The sequence below is a fragment of the Nocardia sp. NPDC052254 genome (assembly GCF_040679495.1).
In the GTDB taxonomy this organism is placed as follows: Bacteria; Actinomycetota; Actinomycetes; order Mycobacteriales; family Mycobacteriaceae; genus Nocardia.
The window spans coordinates 1,000,622-1,021,715 of sequence record NZ_JBFAUW010000001.1; the positions used below are offsets into that span (position 1 = coordinate 1,000,622).

The 21,094-nt window shown below is 68.7% G+C and carries 19 protein-coding genes; 4 read left to right on the forward strand and 15 right to left on the reverse strand.

Annotation, left to right across the window (positions count from 1 at the left end; translation table 11 throughout):
* Positions 1-134 precede the first annotated feature (134 nt).
* From AB0L57_RS04475 to pyrR, 14 genes are all read right to left on the reverse strand, one after another.
* Positions 135-2,252, reverse strand: coding sequence for a primosomal protein N' (locus AB0L57_RS04475; protein ID WP_364957305.1), 2,118 nt, complete (start codon positions 2,250-2,252; stop codon positions 135-137).
* Positions 2,253-2,473: 221 nt separating this feature from the next.
* A complete protein-coding gene (metK, locus tag AB0L57_RS04480) occupies positions 2,474-3,688 on the reverse strand; it encodes a methionine adenosyltransferase (protein WP_364956945.1) in 1,215 nt (404 codons plus the stop codon).
* A 209-nt stretch (positions 3,689-3,897) separates the two neighbouring features.
* Positions 3,898-5,115, reverse strand: a complete 1,218-nt coding sequence (coaBC, locus tag AB0L57_RS04485) for a bifunctional phosphopantothenoylcysteine decarboxylase/phosphopantothenate--cysteine ligase CoaBC (protein ID WP_364956948.1) — start codon at positions 5,113-5,115, stop codon at positions 3,898-3,900.
* Positions 5,116-5,165: 50 nt separating this feature from the next.
* On the reverse strand, positions 5,166-5,441 hold the full coding sequence (gene rpoZ / locus AB0L57_RS04490; protein ID WP_025350704.1) for a DNA-directed RNA polymerase subunit omega: 276 nt from the start codon (positions 5,439-5,441) through the stop codon (positions 5,166-5,168).
* Positions 5,442-5,526: 85 nt separating this feature from the next.
* Entirely contained in the window at positions 5,527-6,108 is a 582-nt protein-coding gene (gene gmk / locus AB0L57_RS04495) for a guanylate kinase (protein ID WP_364956953.1), read from the reverse strand.
* Between the two features lie 7 nt (positions 6,109-6,115).
* Complete coding sequence (gene mihF / locus AB0L57_RS04500; protein WP_025350706.1) at positions 6,116-6,436, reverse strand: integration host factor, actinobacterial type; 321 nt, start codon at positions 6,434-6,436, stop codon at positions 6,116-6,118.
* A 572-nt stretch (positions 6,437-7,008) separates the two neighbouring features.
* Complete coding sequence (gene pyrF, locus AB0L57_RS04505; protein ID WP_364956957.1) at positions 7,009-7,833, reverse strand: orotidine-5'-phosphate decarboxylase; 825 nt, start codon at positions 7,831-7,833, stop codon at positions 7,009-7,011.
* Positions 7,830-8,204, reverse strand: a complete 375-nt coding sequence (locus AB0L57_RS04510; RefSeq protein ID WP_364956960.1) for a hypothetical protein — start codon at positions 8,202-8,204, stop codon at positions 7,830-7,832. Before AB0L57_RS04510 ends, pyrF begins: the two co-directional genes overlap by 4 nt.
* A gap of 6 nt (positions 8,205-8,210) precedes the next feature.
* On the reverse strand, positions 8,211-11,591 hold the full coding sequence (gene carB / locus AB0L57_RS04515) for a carbamoyl-phosphate synthase large subunit (RefSeq protein ID WP_364956963.1): 3,381 nt from the start codon (positions 11,589-11,591) through the stop codon (positions 8,211-8,213).
* Entirely contained in the window at positions 11,591-12,727 is a 1,137-nt protein-coding gene (gene carA, locus AB0L57_RS04520) for a glutamine-hydrolyzing carbamoyl-phosphate synthase small subunit (RefSeq protein WP_364956966.1), read from the reverse strand. Before carA ends, carB begins: the two co-directional genes overlap by 1 nt.
* Positions 12,724-13,248 (reverse strand): transporter, encoded by a 525-nt coding sequence (locus tag AB0L57_RS04525; protein ID WP_364956969.1) that lies wholly within the window; start codon positions 13,246-13,248, stop codon positions 12,724-12,726. Before AB0L57_RS04525 ends, carA begins: the two co-directional genes overlap by 4 nt.
* A complete protein-coding gene (locus tag AB0L57_RS04530) occupies positions 13,248-14,588 on the reverse strand; it encodes a dihydroorotase (RefSeq protein WP_364956972.1) in 1,341 nt (446 codons plus the stop codon). Before AB0L57_RS04530 ends, AB0L57_RS04525 begins: the two co-directional genes overlap by 1 nt.
* A gap of 181 nt (positions 14,589-14,769) precedes the next feature.
* Positions 14,770-15,735 carry an aspartate carbamoyltransferase catalytic subunit gene (locus AB0L57_RS04535; RefSeq protein ID WP_364956975.1) on the reverse strand — a complete coding sequence of 322 codons (966 nt, stop codon included), beginning with the start codon at positions 15,733-15,735 and terminating at the stop codon, positions 14,770-14,772.
* A 70-nt stretch (positions 15,736-15,805) separates the two neighbouring features.
* Positions 15,806-16,438 (reverse strand): bifunctional pyr operon transcriptional regulator/uracil phosphoribosyltransferase PyrR, encoded by a 633-nt coding sequence (gene pyrR / locus AB0L57_RS04540; RefSeq protein ID WP_364956977.1) that lies wholly within the window; start codon positions 16,436-16,438, stop codon positions 15,806-15,808.
* A gap of 208 nt (positions 16,439-16,646) precedes the next feature.
* On the opposite strand from pyrR, the gene AB0L57_RS04545 reads away from it, so the two are divergent.
* The 3 genes from AB0L57_RS04545 (at position 16,647) to AB0L57_RS04555 (ending at position 19,046) form a co-directional block, all read left to right on the forward strand.
* Entirely contained in the window at positions 16,647-17,522 is an 876-nt protein-coding gene (locus AB0L57_RS04545) for an alpha/beta hydrolase (RefSeq protein WP_364956979.1), read from the forward strand.
* Positions 17,523-17,616: 94 nt separating this feature from the next.
* Positions 17,617-18,243 carry an alpha-ketoglutarate-dependent dioxygenase AlkB gene (locus AB0L57_RS04550; RefSeq protein ID WP_364956981.1) on the forward strand — a complete coding sequence of 209 codons (627 nt, stop codon included), beginning with the start codon at positions 17,617-17,619 and terminating at the stop codon, positions 18,241-18,243.
* Between the two features lie 62 nt (positions 18,244-18,305).
* Positions 18,306-19,046 (forward strand): HD domain-containing protein, encoded by a 741-nt coding sequence (locus AB0L57_RS04555; RefSeq protein ID WP_364956984.1) that lies wholly within the window; start codon positions 18,306-18,308, stop codon positions 19,044-19,046.
* Between the two features lie 7 nt (positions 19,047-19,053).
* Here the strand turns inward: AB0L57_RS04555 and AB0L57_RS04560 are convergent, their stop codons facing one another.
* Positions 19,054-19,605, reverse strand: a complete 552-nt coding sequence (locus tag AB0L57_RS04560) for a DUF4334 domain-containing protein (protein ID WP_364956986.1) — start codon at positions 19,603-19,605, stop codon at positions 19,054-19,056.
* A 285-nt stretch (positions 19,606-19,890) separates the two neighbouring features.
* Between AB0L57_RS04560 and AB0L57_RS04565 the strand changes: the two genes are divergently transcribed.
* Entirely contained in the window at positions 19,891-21,033 is a 1,143-nt protein-coding gene (locus tag AB0L57_RS04565) for a serpin family protein (protein WP_364956989.1), read from the forward strand.
* Positions 21,034-21,094: the final 61 nt, after the last annotated feature.

Here is a 21,094-nt window from a genome sequence, read left to right on the forward strand (position 1 = left end):
CGGACTCGTCGAGCCGCCCTCGGATGATCGATCGCACGAGTCACCACGCACGGCCTGCGGTGGCTCCCTATCGCCGCAGCGGGAGCGGGCGCCGGAGTTCATCCAGCGGGCGGCCCGGCTCGGACCGTGCGCCGCTAGCCGATGTCGACCGGGTCGATCTGCACCCGCAGCGGGCCGTCCGAGCGGTGACTGCTGCGGACGGTCAGCGCGGCCACGAGCGCCCGCGACAGTGCCGAACCCTCGTGCCGATCGACACGCAGGATCATGCGCTCGACCTCCGCCGGTGCGGCATCGCCGGAGAATGGTGTGCGCGCGCCCGGCGGCAGGGGAACCGGCCCCAGCACCTCGACCCCGTCGGGAAGTACTGTCGCATTGAGCAATTCGCTGATCGTCGCGGTGGTGCCGTCGAGCGCGGCGAGCCGGACCGCGGGCGGGAAACGCACCTCGACGCGCGCGGCGAGTTCATGGCGGGCATGGCCGATCGGATCCCAGCGCACCAGCGCCTGCACAACCGGCAGCGACGGTTCGGCCATGACGAGCACCTCACCGGCCGCACGGACGAGTGCCGCCGCCGACATCCAGCGCCGCAGCGCGTCCTCGGCAGCCCGTAGATCCGCTCGGCCGAGCAACGCCCAGCCGTCGAGCAGCAGGGCAACCCCATAACCTCCCGGAACCGGCGGTTCGGCGCCGATGGTCGCGACCACCACCTGCGGCCCGCTTGGCACCGAATCCAGAACGGCCGCACCACCGGAACCCCGGATGGGCACGCCGGGGAACGCGCGTCCCAGCTCCTCGGCGGTGCGCTGGGCCCCGATCACCACCGCGCGCAGCACCCGTGAACCGCAAGTACCGCAGCGGAAGGCCGGCTCCACCTTCCCGCACCAGCGGCAGCTCGGACTCACCGCCACATCGGCGGACCCCCGGCTGCCCAGCGGGACGGCCGCGGCGCCGTCGCGCCCGGAGGGGGTCCGGTCGTTCGCATCGAGACTTCGCCCGCCGGCAGAGACGTGCCGGGAACCGTGGTCCACCTTCGCATCTCGCCGGCCCCACGATCCGGTCTCCGGCAATGCCAGTGGACCGTTGCAGTGCCGGCATCGCGCGGGTGTGCGGCATTTCGCACATGCCAGCGCCGGAACGTACCCGCGCCGCGGCACCTGCACGAGAACCGGCTCACCGGCCGCCAGGGCCCTGCGCGCCGCGGCGAAGGCGGTGCCGGGGATGCGGATCGCGCGCGCCAGGGGATCGCGTTCCAGGGCGATATCGCTGTCGCCCGGGGCATGAATGTGCGCAGTGGCGGCGCGCAGGGTGGCTCGGTCCGCGATCAGATCGTGCGCCCAACCGGATTCCACGATCGCCTGGGCTTCCGCGGTGCGAGCGAATCCCGACACCACGAATGCCGCACCGGTGTCGTGCGCGCGCAGCATGGCGACCTCGCGGGCATGGGAATAGGGCGCGCGCGGTTCGGCGTAGGTGTCGTCGCCGTCGTCCCACACCACGATCAGTCCCGGATCTCGCACCGGCGCGAATACCGCGCTGCGGGTGCCGACCACCACCCGCGCCGTACCGCGCAGGACCGCGAGCCAGCGCCGGTATCGCGCGGCCGGGCCCAGTCCAGCCGACAGACCGACGACCGAATCTCCTACCAGCACCGCGCATTCGGCCGCAACCCGATCCAGATCGCGCTGATCGGGCACCATGATGATCGCACCGCGCCCGCCGGCCACCGCGGTCGCGGCCAGTTCTGCCAGCCGCCGCGCCCAATCCTCACCCGGCATCGCCTGCCACGCCGCACGCGGTCCGCTGCCCCGCCGCAACGCGGACAGGAACGACCCACCGTGCACATATCGATCCCACTCCGGAAACTTCTCCGGGATATCGGGCAGCACAACGGGTTTGGGCTCCGCGGCTTCGGTTCGCGCATGACGTGGCGGAATCGCGAGTCGCAGCACATCGGCGCGGGTTCCGGCGTAGCGGGCGGCCACCGCGGACACCACCCGCACGATCTCCGGTGTCAGTACCCGCTCACCGGACACCACCCGCTGCAGCGGCATGATTTTCCCGGAATGCGTACTGCGTGTGAGCCGTTCGAGGATGTAGCCGTCGACGAGACGTCCGGAGAACCGGACCCGCACGCGCACACCGGGTTGTGCGAGTTCGTCCATCTCCGGCGGTACCGCATAGTCGAAATCGCGGTCCAGGTGGGCAGGTTCGAGCAGCGGAAGCACCCGGGCGATCGGTTTGTCGAGCCGCACCGTCGTCGAGGCTTCCCGATCCGTCGCCTCCTCGGCATCGGATTCCGAGGCCGCGGTGGCGACTTCCTCGATCGGCGCGGAATGTAGCGAATCCGCTTCTCCCGCACCCGATTCGGCAGACTCACCGGCGGGGCCGGGTACGGGCACGCAAACGGCGCCCTCCGCCGCAGCGGAGGACGCCGTCGGGTTTGCCGCTTCCGCCAAGGCAGCCGCGGACCGGCTCAGAGACCGGCGGCCGCGCGCAGCTTGTCGGCGCGGTCGGTGCGCTCCCAGGGCAGGTCGACATCGGTCCGGCCGAAGTGACCGTACGCGGCGGTCGGCGCGTAGATCGGCCGCAGCAGGTCCAGATCCCGAATGATGGCGCCCGGACGCAGGTCGAAGACCTCACCGATGGCCCGCGAGATGCCCAGCGGATCCACCTTCTCGGTGCCGAAGGTCTCGACGAACAGGCCCACCGGGGCGGCCTTGCCGATGGCATAGGCCACCTGGACCTCCACCCGGTCAGCCAGATCGGCGGCCACCACGTTCTTGGCGACCCAGCGCATGGCGTACGCGGCCGAGCGGTCCACCTTCGAGGGATCCTTGCCCGAGAACGCGCCACCGCCGTGCCGCGCCATACCACCGTAGGTGTCGACGATGATCTTGCGGCCGGTCAGACCCGCGTCACCCATCGGGCCGCCGAGCACGAACTTACCGGTCGGGTTGACCAGCAGCCGGATCTCGGAGGTGTCGAGCGGGTTGGGCAGATCCAGATCGGCCAGCACGGCCTCGACGACCTTCTCGCGGATATCGGGAGCGAGCAGGTTGTCCAGATCGATATCGGCCGCATGCTGGGTCGACAGCACCACGGTGTCCAGCCGGACCGGCCGGTCGCCGTCGTATTCGATGGTGACCTGGGTCTTGCCGTCGGGGCGCAGATAGGGCAGCACACCGGACTTGCGGACCTCGGTCAGGCGCCGCGACAGCCGATGCGCGAGCGCGATCGGCAGCGGCATCAGCTCGGGGGTCTCCTTGGTGGCGTAACCGAACATCAGGCCCTGGTCACCGGCGCCCTGACGCTCGATCTCGTCGTCCGAGCCACCGACACGGGCCTCGTGCGAATGATCGACACCCTGGGCGATATCGGGCGACTGGGCGCCGATGGCGACGTTCACGCCACAGGACGCACCGTCGAAACCCTTCGCCGAGGAGTCGTAGCCGATCTCGAGCACCTTTTCGCGCACGATGGTCGGGATGTCGGCGTAGGCCTCGGTGGTGACCTCACCGGCCACATGCACCTGGCCCGTGGTCACCATGGTCTCGACCGCGACCCGGCTGTGCGGATCCTCCGTGAGCAGAGCGTCGAGGATGGAGTCGCTGATGGCATCACAGATCTTGTCCGGGTGACCCTCTGTGACGGACTCACTCGTGAATAGCCGGCTGCCGGACGTGCGCACAGTTGTTCCCTCTCCCTCAACGGGTTTTCGTGTCGGGATGCGACAGTAGCGGCATCGCGTCACCGCACAACCCTTTACCTCAGACTATTCCAAACATTCCCACGAGTGGGCCGCACGTCGCGACCCGGGGCCCGCGCCCCCGGGCGACGCACGCCGTCGCGGGCGGCATCGCCACAGGTCGGCGGCGGTTCACCGGAACCAATTGCGGCTCAGCGCAACAGCGGACCCAGCGCATCGAGGACTCGGCTCGCCAGCAGCGCCTTGGAACCGTGGTCGAGCGATTGTTCGGTGCCGTCGGCGCCGAGCAGCCAGCCGTCGTTGTTGTCGACCTCGAAAGCCTTACCCTCCCCGACCGCATTGACAACCAGCAGGTCGCAGCCCTTGCGGGCCAGTTTCGAGCGCGCGTGGGTCAGCACATCGCCCTGTTCGTCACCGGTCTCGGCGGCGAAGCCGACGATCGCCAGGCCGGGCAGCTGCCCGTCGCGGCGCGCCTGGACCAGGCCGGCCAGGATGTCGCGATTCTTCGTGAGCTCGATCGAATTCGGCTCGTGCGCACCCTTTTTGATTTTCGCGGCCGCGACATTGGTGGGGCGGAAATCGGCGACCGCGGCAGCCATGATGACGGCGTCCGCGCCGACCGAATGCTTGTCGACCGCGGTGCCCATCTGCTCGGCGGTCGTCACCTGCACCACCTCCACCGAGGCGGGCGGTTCGAGGCCGATGGTATTTCCCGCGATCAGGGTGACCTGAGCGCCGCGCTGGGCGGCGACCCGAGCCATGGCGTACCCCTGCTTACCGGAACTGCGATTACCGAGGAAACGCACCGGATCCAGCGGCTCCCGGGTACCACCGGCGGAGATGACCACTCGCCGGCCCTCCAGATCCCGGGGCAGCGCATCGGGACGTTCCAGCAGCAGCGAGGCCAGTGCGAAGATCTCCTCCGGCTCGGGCAGCCGGCCCGGACCCGTATCGGCACCGGTGAGCCGCCCGGAGGCGGGCTCCATCACGGTGGCGCCGTGCGCGCGCAGGGTGGCGACATTGGCCTTCGTGGCCGGGTGCTCCCACATCTCGGTATGCATGGCGGGTGCGAACACCACCGGACATCGAGCGGTCAGCAGCGTGGCGGTGAGCAGGTCGTCGGCGCGACCGGAGGCCGCGCGCGCCATCAGATCGGCGGTCGCGGGCGCGATGACCACCAGATCGGCCTCCTGGCCGATACGCACATGCGGCACCTCGGGCACATCGGCGAACACACCGGTGTGCACGGGATTGCCCGACAGTGCCTCGAAGGTGGCCTTACCGACGAACTGCAGCGCGGACTCGGTGGGGATCACCCGGACGTCGTGCCCGGTCTCGGTGAACTTGCGTACCAGCGAGCACGCCTTGTAGGCGGCGATCCCGCCGCCCACGCCGACAACGATTCGCATCTGAATCAAGCCTCTTCGGTCCGGTGGAGGTGGGCGGCGTTACCGCAAGGTCACTCGCCCTCGGTGTGCTCGAGCAGATCGGAGTGGATCTCACGCATCGCCACCGACAGCGGCTTCTCCTGCAGACCCGGCTCGACGAGCGGGCCGACGTACTCGAGGATGCCGTCGCCGAGCTGGTTGTAGTAGTCGTTGATCTGACGCGCGCGCTTGGCCGCGTAGATGACCAGCGCGTACTTGGACGACGTGCGCTCGAGCAGCTCGTCGATCGGCGGGTTGGTGAGGCCGACCGGGGTGTCGTACGCGGGCACGGTCTTGGTATCGCTCACTGAGGAGGCTCCTGCGGGTCGATGGGGCGTTGCTGATCGAGAAGTTCGAGAGGTTCGCGCGGATCGGCAGCGATCGTCTCGGAGATCATCTCGAATTTGTGCTAACGAACAACGATACCAACTGCTCACATGCCGTTGTCACGTCGTCGTTCACGATCACGATGTCGAACTCGTCACAGGCGGCGAGTTCGGTCCGCGCTGTGGCCAGCCGGCGCTCGATCACCTCGGGTGATTCGGTGCCGCGGCCGGTGAGCCGGGCGACGAGTTCGTCCCAGCTGGGCGGGGCCAGAAAGACCAGCAGTGCCTCGGGCATCGCCGCTTTCACCGAGCGGGCGCCGACGAGGTCCACTTCCACGAGAACCGGTTTCCCGGCGGCCAGCGCCGCCTTCACCGGTGCGGCCGGGGTTCCCGACCGTTGCAGGCCGCCGTGGATATCGGCCCATTCGAGTAGTTCACCGTCTTCGATCATCGTGTCGAAGTCGGCTCGGGTGACGAACCGGTAGTCACGGCCGTCGACCTCACCGGGCCGGGGGGCCCGGGTGGTGGCCGACACACTGAAAACCAGTTCCGGCAGTCGTTCCCGGACACAGCGGACCACGGTGGACTTGCCTACGGCCGAGGGGCCGACCAGTACAACCAGCCGACCCTTCTGAGTGTGTTCGACCACCCTCGGATCAGGCTTCGAAGTCGAACTTCGCCAGCAGCGCCTTGCGCTGCCGGTCGCCCAGGCCCCGCAGTCGGCGGGTCGGCGCGATCTCCAGCTCGCTCATGATCTCGGCCGCCTTGACCTTGCCAACCTTGGGCAGGGCCTCCAGCAGCGCGGATACCTTCATCTTGCCGAGGACCTCATCGGACTCGGCGTCCTTCAGGACCGTCTTCAGGTCAGTGCCGCCACGCTTCAAGCGCTCCTTGAGCTCTGCCCGAGCGCGGCGAGCGGCAGCCGCCTTCTCCAGAGCAGCGGCGCGCTGCTCGTCAGTCAGCTGGGGAAGGGCCACGGTTCCTCCGTCTCATCGTTCATTGCTAGATCTCCCGCCGGTAACCCGGCGGTCTCAGCGACCGTACCCACGCGGCTCGCCGATTGCGAACCCACCCCCCAGGTCAGCGCCCGATTCGGGCATCCGGCATGCGGTTGCGGCCGGTCACCGGGCCGATTCCGGCCCTCGTCGGCGACCCGGCTACCGAATCGGCTCGCAGGCCGGTGGCCTGCGGTTTTACCGATCGACCCGGGTTCTGCGAGGTCACGGGGTCGACCCGAAGCGACCGTAACCGACCCGTAATCGCGCGACCTGGAACTTTCTGAAAATTATCCGCGTGTCGCGATTTTTTGCATCAGCGTGTCGCACACTCGGGACCGACGACGAGCCGTCGCGGAACCTTTCGAACCGGCCGCAGACATGGCCCGTACGGCGCCCCGGAAGGGTCACTGAACCGGAAAAACACAGGGGCGTAACTCATTACCGCCCGAGCGCCACGGAGAGCTCACACCGGTGCACAGCGACATCGGATCGACGGAAAAGCGAACCGGTCGCCCGCCCGAAACGGAGACGTCTCGGACCGGCGACCGGATTCAGGACTGCAGGAAGGCGAACTCGTCGACGAGTTTGTGCATCTTCGTGCGCATGGCGGCCACCGACGGACCACTGCCGAGCAGTTCGCGCGAGACGTTCGGCACCACGAACGCCAGTTGCGCGGCGGGGATCAGGGCGCGAATCGTCTCGGCGCCCCCGCCCTGGGCTCCGACGCCGGGCATCAGAATCGGTCCGTTGAGTTTGCTCACGTCGACCGGTTCGGTGACCGTCGCCCCGACGACCACACCGACCGACCCGAACTCCGCACCGGCATTGCGGTCGGCGGCCTCGTCGATCATGACCTGGGCGACGCTGCGCCCGTCGGCACCGGTACTGCGCTGCAGGGCGGCCGCCTCCGGATTGGAGGTGGCGGCCAGGACGAACACACCACGACCGGCCGCCTGTGCGGCGTCCAACGCCGGCGCGAGCGCACCGAATCCCAGATACGGCGACACCGTCACCGCATCGCTGGCCAGCGGACCGTCACCGAGCCAGGCGCGGGCGTAGGCGGCCATCGTCGAGCCGATGTCGCCGCGCTTGGCGTCGGCCAGCACCAGCGTCCCCGCCGCCCGCAGCGCGGCGATGGTGTCCTCGAGCACGACGACTCCGCCGGAGCCGTATTCCTCGAAGAAGGCGACCTGTGGCTTCACCAGCGCCACCCGCCCCGCGAAAACCTCGACACAGAGGTCGGCGAACCGCTTCAGACCCTCGATGTCGGTGCCCAGCCCCCAGTCGCGCAGCAACTGCGGATGGGGGTCGATTCCGGCGCACAGCGGGCCGAGACCGGCCATCGCCGCCGCCAGTCGTGCGCCGAACGGCGTCACCGGCGCGCCCCGGCCCCGGCCAGCTCGTCTCCGTTGGGCGCCGGTGGGGCAGCCTCGGCGGCGGCCTCCGGTTCGCCCGCCGATTCGGCGCCCGCGAGCACCTCGTCGGCACGGGCCAGCACCTCGTCGGCACGGGCCAGGAGGGCGTCGGTCAGCGCGTCCGCGTCGAAGTCCTCCGGGGCCGGCTTGCGGCCGATCGGCGGAATCACCCGGAAACCGACCGTGCTGTAGCCGCCGACGTTGCGCATCCGGCGGACGTCACCACCACCGGGCGGCGCGAATTCGCCCGCACCGATACCTCGTATCCGCCGAGACGCCGACCGGCCCGCCCCTGGGGGCCGGGCACCCGCGCCGAAACCGATGGCTCCCACCGTTGTCTACCTCTCCTCTTGGCCGCGCAATACGGCGTGCAGCTCCTGCAGAGACCGCACACCGATACCGCCGTGGATGGTTGCTTCGATACCCTGCACGGCCGCGGCCGCGCCCTGCACCGTCGTGATGCACGGAATATTGGCTCCCACCGCGGCGGTACGAATTTCGTAGCCGTCGACACGGGGACCGGAATTACCGTATGGCGTGTTGAACACGATGTCGATCTCACCGTCCTTGATCTGGTCGACGATCGACGGCATCGGGGTGGTGTCGGTACCGGAAACCGCACCGGCGCCCGCGCGCCCCTCCGCACGCTCCGGCTCGGAGTGCTTGCGCACCCGCTCGCACGGGATCCCGTTGCGCCGCAACATCTCCGCGGTTCCTTCGGTGGCCAGGATCCGGAAGCCCAGATCGTGCAGCCGCTTGACCGGAAACACCATCGCGCGCTTGTCGCGGTTGGCGATCGACACGAACACCGTGCCCTCGGTCGGCAGTGAACCGTAGGCCGCGGACTGACTCTTGGCGAAGGCGGTACCGAAATCGGTGTCGATACCCATCACCTCACCGGTGGACTTCATCTCCGGCGAGAGCAGCGAATCCACGCCCGTCCCGTCCGGGCGACGGAACCGATGGAACTGCAGCACCGCCTCCTTGACCGCGACCGGGGCGTCCATCGGCGCGTGCCCGCCATCGCCCTCGGCCGGGAGGATCCCTTCCTTGCGCAGCTGGGCGATGCTGGTGCCCAGCATGACCCGTGCGGCGGCCTTGGCCAGCTGCACGCCCGTGGCCTTGGACACGAACGGAACCGTCCGGCTGGCACGCGGATTGGCCTCGAGCACGTACAGCACATCGTCCTTGAGCGCGTACTGCACGTTCAACAGGCCCTTGACGCCGATGCCCTCGGCCAACGCGGCCGTCGAGCGACGCACCGACTCGATATCGCTGCGCCCCAGCGTGATCGGCGGCAGCGCGCACGCCGAGTCGCCGGAGTGGATACCGGCTTCCTCGATGTGCTCCATGACCCCGCCGAGATAGACCTCCTCGCCGTCGCACAGCGCGTCCACATCGATCTCGATGGCGTCTTCCAGGAAGCGGTCGACCAGCACCGGATGTTCGGGGCTCAGTTCGGTGGCACGGGAGATGTAGCCCTCGAGCGAGGACTCGTCGTACACGATCTCCATACCGCGCCCGCCCAGCACATAGGACGGGCGGACCAGCACCGGGTACCCGATCCCGGCCGCGATCTCCTTGGCCTGCGCGAACGTGGTGGCGGTACCGTACTTCGGCGCGGGCAGACCGGCCTCGACCAGCACCTGCCCGAATTCGCCGCGATCCTCGGCCAGGTCGATCGCCGCCGCCGAGGTACCGACCACGGGCACGCCCGCGTCGGTGAGCCGTTGCGCCAGCCCCAGCGGGGTCTGGCCACCGAGCTGCACGATCACACCGGCAACCCGGCCCGACTCCGATTCGGAGTGGTACACCTCGAGGACGTCCTCGAAGGTCAGCGGCTCGAAGTAGAGACGATCGGCGGTGTCGTAGTCGGTGGACACCGTCTCCGGGTTGCAGTTGACCATGACGGTCTCGTATCCGGCCTCCGACAGCGTCTGCGCGGCGTGCACACACGAGTAGTCGAATTCGATGCCCTGCCCGATGCGGTTGGGCCCGGAGCCGAGGATGATCACCTTCTCGCGATCGGGCTGCGGGGCCACCTCGGTCTCGGCGGCGGGATCGAGCTCGTAGGTCGAGTAGTGATAAGGCGTCTTGGCCTCGAACTCGGCCGCGCAGGTGTCCACGGTCTTGTACACCGGCCGGATACCGAGCCGGTGCCGCAACTCGCGGACGCCGTTCTCCCCGGCCAGTTCCGGGCGCAGCACCGAGATCTGGCGATCGGACAGGCCGTTGTACTTGGCGTAGCGCAGCAGCGTCTCGTCCAGCACCGGCGCCTGCGCGATCTCACCGCGCAACTCGACCAGTCCGGCGATCTCGGCCACGAACCACGGGTCGATACCGGATGCCTCGGCGACCTCTTCGATGCTCGCGCCCAGCCGCAACGCCCGCTCCACCTGATAGAGCCGGCCCTCGATCGGGACCCGCAGATCGGCGAGGATCTCGGCGACATCGGTCCAGCGCCCGTCGGGCTGGGTCCAGAAGCCGGCGGCCTTGGTCTCGAGCGAGCGCAGGACCTTGCCCAGCGCCTCGGAGAAGTTGCGGCCCAGGCTCATCGCCTCACCGACCGACTTCATCGTGGTGGTCAGCGTCGGATCGGCGCCCGGGAACTTCTCGAAGGCGAAGCGCGGCGCCTTCACCACGACATAGTCCAGGGTCGGCTCGAAACAGGCCGGGGTTTCCTTGGTGATGTCGTTGACGATCTCGTCGAGCGTGTAGCCGATCGCGAGCTTGGCGGCGATCTTGGCGATCGGGAATCCCGTTGCCTTGGAGGCCAATGCCGACGAGCGCGAGACGCGGGGGTTCATCTCGATGACGATCAGGCGGCCGTCGCGCGGGTCCACCGCGAACTGGATGTTGCAGCCACCGGTGTCGACGCCCACCTCGCGCAGGATGTCGATACCGAGATCGCGCATCTTCTGATATTCGCGGTCGGTGAGGGTCATGGCCGGAGCGACGGTCACCGAGTCACCGGTGTGCACACCCATCGGGTCCACGTTCTCGATCGAGCAGACGATGACCACGTTGTCGCGGCCGTCGCGCATCAGCTCGAGCTCGTATTCCTTCCAGCCCAGAATGGACTCTTCGATGAGCACGTTCGCGGTGGGCGAGGCGGCCAGGCCGCCGCCGGCGATGCGATCGAGATCCTCGTCGTTGTAGGCCATGCCCGAGCCCAGGCCACCCATGGTGAACGACGGCCGCACGACGACCGGGAAGCCGAGTTCGGCGACGGTCTCGCGGACCTCGTCCATCGTGTAGCAGACCTTGGACCGCGCGGACTCGCCGCCGACCTTGGCGACGATGTCCTTGAACTTCTGCCGATCCTCACCGCGCTGGATGGCCTCGAAATCGGCGCCGATCAGCTCGACGCCGTACTTCTCCAGGATTCCGTTCTCGTGCAGGGCGACCGCGGTGTTCAGTGCCGTCTGCCCGCCCAGAGTCGCCAGCACGGCATCGATCGGCGCGCCCTTCGCCTGCTGGGCGGCGATGACCTTCTCCACGAATTCCCACGTGATCGGCTCGACGTAGGTGGAGTCGGCGAACTCCGGGTCGGTCATGATCGTGGCCGGGTTGGAGTTCACCAGCGAGACCCGCAGACCCTCCGACCGCAGCACCCGGCACGCCTGGGTACCGGAGTAGTCGAATTCGCAGGCCTGTCCGATGACGATCGGGCCCGAGCCGATCACCAGGATGTGCTGCAGGTCGTTGCGGCGGGGCATCAGACTCCCTCTTTCAGGCCGGCGGACTCCATCGAAGCCGCGAAGCGGTCGAACAGATAGGCGGCATCGTGCGGACCGGCGGCGGCCTCGGGGTGGTACTGCACCGAGAACGCGCGCCCGTCCACCAGACGCACGCCCTCGACGGTGCCGTCGTTGGCGCAGGTGTGGCTGACCTCGGCCGTGCCGAAGGGGGTGTCGAACCGCTGGCCCGCCGCACCTTCGAGGGCGAAGCCGTGGTTCTGTGCGGTGATCGAGATCGCGCCGGTGGCATGGTCGACGACCGGGATGTTGATGCCGCGGTGGCCGAACTTCATCTTGTAGGTCTTCAGTCCCAGCGCGCGGCCGAGGATCTGGTTGCCGAAGCAGATTCCGAACAGCGGAAGTCCTTCGCCCAGAACGGCTTTGGTGAGCTCCACCGCATCGTCCTGAGTGGCCGGGTCGCCCGGGCCGTTGGACAGGAACACACCGTCGGGCTTCAGTTCCTTGATCTGATCCAGGGTGACCCCGGACGGCACCACGTGCACCCGCATCCCGCGCTCGGCGAACATGCGCGGTGTGTTGGTCTTGATCCCCAGATCGACCGCGACCACGGTGAACCGGTGCTCACCTGTGGGTTCGATGGTGTAGACGTTGTCGGTGGACACCTCACCGGCCAGATCCGCGCCCAGCATCGACGGCTGACCGGTGACCCGGCCCAGCAATTCCTCCGCCGCGGCATCGGCGGCGTCACCGCTGAAGATGCCCGCCTTCATCGACCCACGGGTCCGCAGATGGCGGACCAGCGCACGGGTGTCGATACCGGAGATGCCGACGATGTTCTGGCGTTCCAGTTCGTCCTGCAGGGTGGTCGTGGCACGCCAGTTGGAGGCCCGCTTGGCGGGGTCGCGCACCGCATATCCGGCCACCCAGATCCGGCCCGACTCGTCGTCCTCGTCGTTCCAGCCGGTGTTGCCGATCTGCGGGGCGGTGGCCACCACGATCTGACGGTGGTAGCTGGGGTCGGTCAGGGTTTCCTGATAGCCGGTCATCGCGGTGCAGAACACCGCCTCTCCCAGCGTCTGCCCCTCGGCGCCGAACCGCCGGCCTCGGAACACCTTCCCGTCCTCGAGCACCATCACCGCGGCGCGGTCGCTCATTCGTTCACCTCGTCCTCTGTCGCCGTGCCGGACTTCCCGGCCCCGGATACGGCCGTCCAGGCCGGATATACCGTCTTGTCGTCGCCGCGGAACCCGGTGTCCACCTCGGTTCCGGTCGGCAGTTTCCAGCGAATGACCAGCACACCATTGTCGGTCATCACCTTGCCCGCGTGGCCGCGTTCGGTGCGCACGACCGTGATGGACTCCTGTGGAATCCAGATCACCTCCGCACCGTCGCGCTCCAGCAGGATCCCGCGTTCGAATCGGGTCAGCTCGGCCGTGGCCCGGAATCCCAGATCCCCGACCACGATCCGGTTCTGCCAGCTCGGTGCGAGCGTCGTCCCCGTATAGAGGCCCGTGGTCGGTTCCAGGACCTGCGCACCCAGCTCCGCGGGCACCGCCGGCAGCTCGCCCACCGAGGACGCCTGCTTACGGGCCCGCTTCACCCACGACCGATACATCAGCCACAGCAGCAGCACGAACAGCGCCGCCAGACCGATCACCCACAGCACTCGCTCCATTACGACCCCACTCTCCCGGCCCGTGTGATGTTCGGCTTCCCGTCACGGGCGGTGATCCGCCCGCGCAGCACAGTGGCGGCAACCTTCGCGGGCAGAGTCATCGCCTCGTAGGGAGTATTGCCGGAGATGCTGGCCAGCTCGCGACCGCGCACCGTCCAGGACGCGTCGGGATCCACCAGCGTCAGGTTCGCGGGTTCACCGACCGCGATCGGCCGGCCCTGATCGTCGAGCCCCGCGATGCGGGCCGGATTCTCACTCATCACCCGCGCCACGCCACGCCAATCGAGCAACCCCGGACCGACCAGGGTCTGGACCACGATCGACAGCGCGGTCTCCAGTCCGAGCATGCCCGGGCGAGCCGCCGCGAATTCGCAGCACTTCTCCTGCTCGGCATGCGGCGCGTGATCGGTGGCGACGCAGTCGATCACACCCTCGGCGATCGCCCGGCGCAGCGCCTGTGCGTCACCGGCCTCACGCAGCGGCGGATTGACCTTGTTGACCGCGTCGTAGGTCTCGAGCCGGGAATCGTCGAGCAGCAGATGATGCGGGGTCACCTCGGCGGTGATCGAAATCCCCTGCCCCTTGGCCCATTTCACCAGCTCCACGGTTCCGGAGGTGGAGGCGTGACAGATGTGCACCCGGGCACCGGCATCGCGGGCCAGCAGCGCATCGCGGGCCACGATGGACTCCTCGGCCGCACGCGGCCAGCCGGCCAGACCCAGCCGGGCGGCGTTCGGGCCCTCGTGCGCGATCGCACCCTCGGTCAGCCGCGGTTCCTCGGCATGCTGGGCGATCAGTACATCGAGGGATTTCGCGTACTCCAGGGCTCGCCGCATGATCAGCGGGTCGTAGACGCATTTGCCGTCGTCGGAGAAGATCCGGACGCGGGCGTCACCGGCGGCCATGGTGCCCATCTCGGCGAGTTGTCTTCCGGCCAGGCCCACCGTCACCGCGCCGACCGGGTGGACGTCGACCAGGCCGACCTCCTGCCCACGCCGCCACACATGATCGGTGACCACCGCGGTATCGGCGACCGGATCGGTGTTGGCCATCGCGAACACCGCGGTGTAACCACCCAATGCGGCGGCGGCCGAGCCCGTTTCGATGGTCTCGGTGTCTTCGCGGCCCGGTTCGCGCAGGTGCGTGTGCAGATCGACGAAGCCCGGCAGCAGAATCCGCCCGTCCCCGTCGAGCACCTCGGCGTCCTCGTCGGCGGTGACCCCGTCGACGGCTCCAGCCGCACGGGCACCCACTGCGACGATGACGCCGTCGCGCACCAGCACGTCGACGGGTTCACCCTCGCCGTAGGGGCGCACACCCCGGATGACCAGATCGCTCACGCGCCCTCACCTTCCCGATCGAACCCAGTACTCCTGCTCATGCTGTGTCCATACGCACGAGCGGGGGCCTGCGTGGTTACGCAAGCTGCCGCCTCCGGCCCTGCTCCGCTCATGCTGTGTCCATACGCACGAGCGGGGGCCTGCGTGGTTACGCAAGCTGCCGCCTCCGGCCCTGCTCCGCTCATGCGACGGCCTCCCCCGCGCCGACCAGCAGCCGGAACAACACCGCCATCCGCATGTGCACACCGTTGGTCACCTGCTGCAGTACCGCGGCGCGCGGCGAATCCGCCACGGCCGCCGAGATTTCCATACCGCGCAGCATGGGGCCCGGATGCAGGACCACGGCCTGGTCGTCGAGCAGCGCCATGCGCCGTTCGTTGAGTCCGTAGGCGATGGAGTACTCACGGGCCGACGGGAAGAATCCGCCGTTCATCCGTTCGGCCTGTACCCGCAGCATCATCACCGCGTCGGCGCCGGGCAGCGCCGCGTCCAGCGAGTGCGAGACCTGCACCGGCCACTGCTCGACCCCCACCGGCAGCAATGTCCGCGGTGCCACCAGCACCACCTCCGCGCCGAGGATGTCGAGCAGGAACGCATTCGAGCGAGCCACCCGGCTGTGCAGGATGTCGCCGACGATGACGATGCGCTTACCTTCGAGATCACCCAGCCGCTGGCGCAGCGTCAGCGCGTCCAGCAGCGCCTGGGTGGGGTGTTCGTGCATCCCGTCGCCGGCGTTGATCACCGCGGGACCGGTTCCGGTGTAACCGCCCGACCCGGCGTCCAGTTCACCGAACCAGCGCGCGATCTGATGGGCCGCACCGGAGGCCGGGTGTCGCACGATCAGCGCGTCCGCACCGGCCGCGTGCAGGGTCAGCGCGGTATCGCGCAGTGACTCCCCCTTCGACACCGAGGAACTCGACGCGCTGACGTTGATGACATCGGCGCTCATCCATTTCCCCGCGACCTCGAACGAGACCCGGGTGCGGGTCGAGTTCTCGAAGAACACCGTCATCACGGTGCGCCCGCGCAGGGTCGGTAGTTTGCGTACCTCGCGGCCGAGCAGGGCCTGTTCGAAGCGCTGGGCGTCGTCGAGCAGTTCGGTGGCGGTGGTCCGGTCCAGATCGGTGACCGACAGCAGATGCCTCACCGCCGCTCCTCCTGGGTCCTGCGGGACACCCGCACCCGGTCGCACCGCCGACCGGCTGCGCAATTGTCGGTCATCCTTGCTCCTGATGCAGATAGACCCCGTCGCGTCCGTCGTGCTCGGTCAGCAGCACGGAAACGTCCTCGCTCCGGGAGGTGGGCACGTTCTTGCCGACATAGTCGGCGCGGATCGGCAGTTCGCGGTGTCCGCGATCGACCAGCACCGCGAGCTGTACCGACCGCGGCCGTCCCAGATCCCGCAGACCGTCCAGCGCCGAACGCACACTGCGCCCGGAGAACAGCACATCGTCGACGAGGACGACGAGCGCGTCGTCGATACCGCCCTCGGGCACCGACGTCCGCTCCAGCGGCCGGTGCGGACGGTTGCGCAGATCGTCGCGGTACAGCGTGATGTCGAGGGAACCGAGAGCGGGTCGCACTCCGCTGAACTCCTGGATCCGATCGGTCAGGCGCGCGGCGAGCGTGGTACCGCGGGTCGGGATGCCGATGAGAACCACGCGCGGCGCCTCGGGATCGGCGGAATCCAGCGCGGTCTTCTCGATGATCTGATGCGCCATGCGCGCGATCGTGCGGCCGACATCGGAAGGCGACAGCAGTTCACGCCCGGCCTGAACCCAGTCCGGGTCGTGCCGCTGCGAGTATTCGGCAGCGCTCGACCTGGCCGCCCGGTCTTCGGGCACAGCCATGCCGACCTCCTTCCCCGCCTCACCGGACGGTCCGTTAAAGGATGTCTTGTCGATGCCAGAGCCTAGCAGCGCCGGTACGGCCACCCAGCAGCGGGGGTCCAGCTGTGAGCGCCACCACCTGCGCAGATGCCGGAGCATGACCACCAGGCAGGTCTCGATCACCGAACCATTTCATACACCGTAAACCAAAGTGTGCGATGCTCGAGGTGTGAGCAACGAAGCCGACTTCACCGAACCGCACCCGGTTTCCTTCCGCGGCCGCGGCGGAATCACTGTGACCGGGGAGAGCTGGGGACCGGCCGACGGGCCGCCGGCGATCTTCCTGCACGGCGGTGGTCAGACCCGGCACTCGTGGAAGGAATCGGGTGCGGCACTGGCCAAGGTCGGCATGCACGCGATCCTGGTCGATGCCCGCGGCCACGGCGAGAGCGACTGGGCGCCCGACGGTGACTACTCCCGCGAGGCGATGACCGCCGATCTGCTCGGCATCCTCGCCGAACTGGACCGCCCCGCCATCGTCGTCGGCGCGAGCATGGGCGGGCTGACCGCATTGCTGGCCACCGCACGACCCGGTCACGAGCGGATCGCCGGACTGGTATTGGTCGATGTCGTGCCGCGTCCCGAACACAAGGGCGTGGAGCGCGTCATGAACTTCCTCGGCGGGCACCCGGAGGGTTTCGCATCGCTCGACGAGGCCGCCGACGCGGTGGCCGAATACCTGCCACACCGCCGCCGCCCCCGCAACCCCGAAGGGCTGCGGCGCAATCTGCGCCTGCGCGCGGACGGCCGCTGGTACTGGCACTGGGATCCGGCGATGATGTCGGCTCGCCCGGAGGACATCGAATTGCAGACCGCCGACCTCGAGGACGCGGCGCGCGATCTCGACATCCCGGTGCTACTGGTGCGCGGCCGGCTGTCGGATGTGGTGAGCGAGCAGGGTGTCGCCGATTTCCGCGCCTTGGTGCCCACGATGGAGTACGTCGAGATCACCGGCGCCGCACACACCGCCGCCAGCGACGTCAACGACGAATTCTCCGACGCGGTGGTCGATTTCGTGCGCGAACATCTGCCCGCCGAGTCCTGACCAGGCACCGGACGGCGGCACCGCAGAGCCGGGACGACGATTTCGACGGGCGCGCCGCTTGAACATGTGTTCGATAGAACGTACATTCGAACACATGTCCGCACCGCTGCAGCGATCGCTGTTCGACGGCCTCGGTGAGATCGAGCTCGGGTCACTGACGGGAATTCGCCGCACCACGCTCACCGACGGGGCGTGGGTGGATCTGCTGCCCGGCTGGCTGCGCGGTTCCGAGGAACTGTTCGAGCGGCTCGCGGGCGGGGTTCCGTGGCGCACCGATCGGCGGCCCATGTACGACCGGGTGGTCGATGTACCGCGTCTCCTGCGTTCCTACGGCGAGCACGAACCATGGCCGGATCCCATACTGCCGCAAGCTTGTTCGGCACTGAGCGATCACTACGGCGCCGAACTCGGAGAGCCGTTCCGCACGGCGGGCCTGTGCTACTACCGCGACGGCGCCGACAGTGTGGCCTGGCACGGCGATACCGGCGGCCGCGGCGCCCGCCACGACACGATGGTGGCGATCGTCTCGGTCGGTGCGCCGCGGGCACTGTTGTTACGACCTCGTGGTGGCGGTGCCAGCATCCGCTACCACCTCGGGCACGGCGATCTGATCGTGATGGGTGGTTCGTGCCAGCGCACCTGGGAGCACGCGGTCCCGAAAACACGCCGCCCCGTCGGCCCACGGATCAGCATCCAGTTCCGTCCTCGCGGCGTGCACTGACGTTTCGGCGGCCGCCATCCCGGCGAAGCCGGTCTGTCACCCCATGCCGCTAGATTGGGCCCATGGGCACCATAGGGGCGGGAATCCTGGCGGCCATGCCGTTGCACACGCTCAGCGATGTGCACGGCGAGAGCGGCCTGCGGCAACGATTGCTACTGGAGGCCGAGCGCAAACTGCCCGATCCCGAACGGGTCACCGCAGCGCTCGATTTCGTCGCCGATCTCCATCGCAGCGACAGTTACGGGCGGGAGCCGTATCTCAATCACCTCCTGCGTGTGGCCATCCGGATCGTGTCGCACTACGAGGTACACGACACCGACGTGGTGATAGCGGGCCTGCTGCACGACGCGGCCGAGGATCACGCCGCCGAACTCGCCGGACCGCACGCGACCGCCACGCCGGCCGAGCAGACCACCGCCGCACTCGCCACGCTCACCGCGCAGTTCGGCCCGCGGGTCGCGAACCTGGTTGCGGCGGTCACCAATCCGGCCCGCGAGCCCGACGCGGAGGACCGGCACATCAGATACCGCGAACACGTCGCCGCCGCACTCGAGCGGGACCCGTGGGCGCGGGTGGTGAAGATCTCCGACTTCACCGACAACGGAGTCGGCATCCTCTACGCCGACGAGCAGGCTGTCATGTACAAGCTCGCCACCAAGTACCGGCCGCTCACCGGCGTCTACCGCGATCTGATCACTCGCGCCGACACTCCGCTGGCCGCACACGTCAAACAGCACATCCTCGACCAGCTCGACACCGCCGACGCCCGCTTCGACGCCATCCTGAGCGGCTCGGACGACTGAGTCGGCGTCAGGCTCGGTCGCGACGCAGGACGAAGAAGTACGGTTCGGTCATACCGCGCATATCCATCACACCGAGCAGGGTGTTCTCATCGACGCGCCGGAAGATGTCGATGATCGGCAGATGGTCGTAGGCCATGGCGGCACTGCTCTTGCCGCGGTATTCCACGGCTCGCAGGCGCGCCCGGGCGGTACCGGCGCGCAACAGCGGCCGCAGCACGGGAAGCATGCGCCGAGCCAGCCGGAAACCCACCGTCGGGAGCCTGCCCGCGAGCCCCAGCGGGACCCGCCGTGGGTCGACCGCGAAGACTCGCCCGTCCGCACCGGCGAACAGCAGCGGTTGTACCTCGTCGGCGGAGTCGAACTGCTTTCCGTACCAGCCGGATTCGACGAGCACGCCGGCCCAGGGATGTCCGGTGTCGAGCTCCTCGCCCCGCCAGCGTCCGGTGGTGATCTCCGATACCGCGACCTCGGGCAGGCTGTCGTACAGCTGCCAGGCCTGATCCTCGCTCGCGCGCGCGGCACTCAGTTCCGCCAGACGTGCTGTGCCGGCCCCAGTCATCCCGTACCTCCTCGACCTCGACGCGGCGACTCCGCGCCGGAAGAATGCCACAACCGCGACAGGACCCCTCAACACCTCCGGCCACCGGCACCTACATTCGGCCATACGTGACGCAGACCACGGCACCGCGGACTGGACCTCGAGTGCTGTCGAGGAACCAGACTCATGGACGGATCGGCACCAGCCGGTCACCCCGGATCTCCCGATTCGGGCGCGCCCCTGCCGCCCACGTACACCCCGGCAGGGGCGCATTCCCCCGGGGCGGACGCACTAGGCTCGCCCAGCATGCAGTCCAGCCTCGCGTCCGATGTCGCAGCCGCCAACGAGCTCACCCGACAGTGGTGCGCGGCAGCGGGATCCGATGACTTCGTGCTGTCGGGATGTGGTGTGTGGCCGCTGCTGGCTCTGCTCGCACCGACCGCGGCCGAACCGGTTCGCACCGAACTCGCCGGGGCCGCGGGTATCGCGACCGACGCCGGCCATCGGCTCGCGACGACTCTGCTGGATCGCCTCGCCGGTACCGATGCCGTCCGCGCCGCACTGGGTGTGTGGGTGCGCGAGGACATCGCACTCGACAACGACTGGACCCGATCGTTGCCGCAGCCCACGATCGCGGCGCTGCGTGACGACGCCGGACTCGACGAATGGGCGCGCCGGCACACCGATGGCCTGATCGAGCGATTCCCGGTGGATGTCGACGCGTCGACCGCGCTCGCGCTGGCGACAGCCGTCGTCGCCCGCACCGCATGGACCCAGACCTTCCACGCGGACGTTCTCGAACCCACGACCGGCCCATGGCGCGGCCATCGTGGCCCGGCCCTCGCCCGATTCGGCAGCACCCTGGGCGATGCCACACTGCTGGACGCGGACGCCACGGTCACCCGAGTGGTGGTACGTGGGAGCACGGACCTGGATGTGCACCTGGTGCTCGGCCCGGACGAGTTCCGGCCCGCCGCGGTGCTCGCGGCGGGCATGGACGCGCTGAGCGGCTCGATCGAGGCCCGGCCGGTGTCGATGGAGGCCACCGCGCCCGGACTGCGGGTGCGGGAGGTCACCGCGGTGGCCGATGCCCTGCGAATTCAGCTGCCACCGTTCGATATTCACTGCACTCACGATCTGCTGGACGAACCGGATCTGTTCGGTCTGCGCACCGCGGTCACCGCGTCGGGAAACCTGTTCCCGGGACTGTCGCCGGCACCGTTGTCACTGACCGGCGCAGGCCAGAACGTCCGTGCCCGCTTCGACGCCGAAGGATTCGATGCGGCGGCGGTCGATGCCTTCGCCATGGATCCGACCGGTATGCCACCGGCGCCGACGCGCAAGATCGAGATCGCCGTGACCTTCGACCGGCCGTTCGGCTTCCTCGCTGTCCATCGGCCCACCGGCCTGGTCGTCGTGGCCGGTTGGGTCGCCGCACCCGTCTCGTGATCTGCTGATTCTCTCGCCGTCGGCGTGCGCCGGCGCGTCGGTGCCGACAACGGAACCGCCG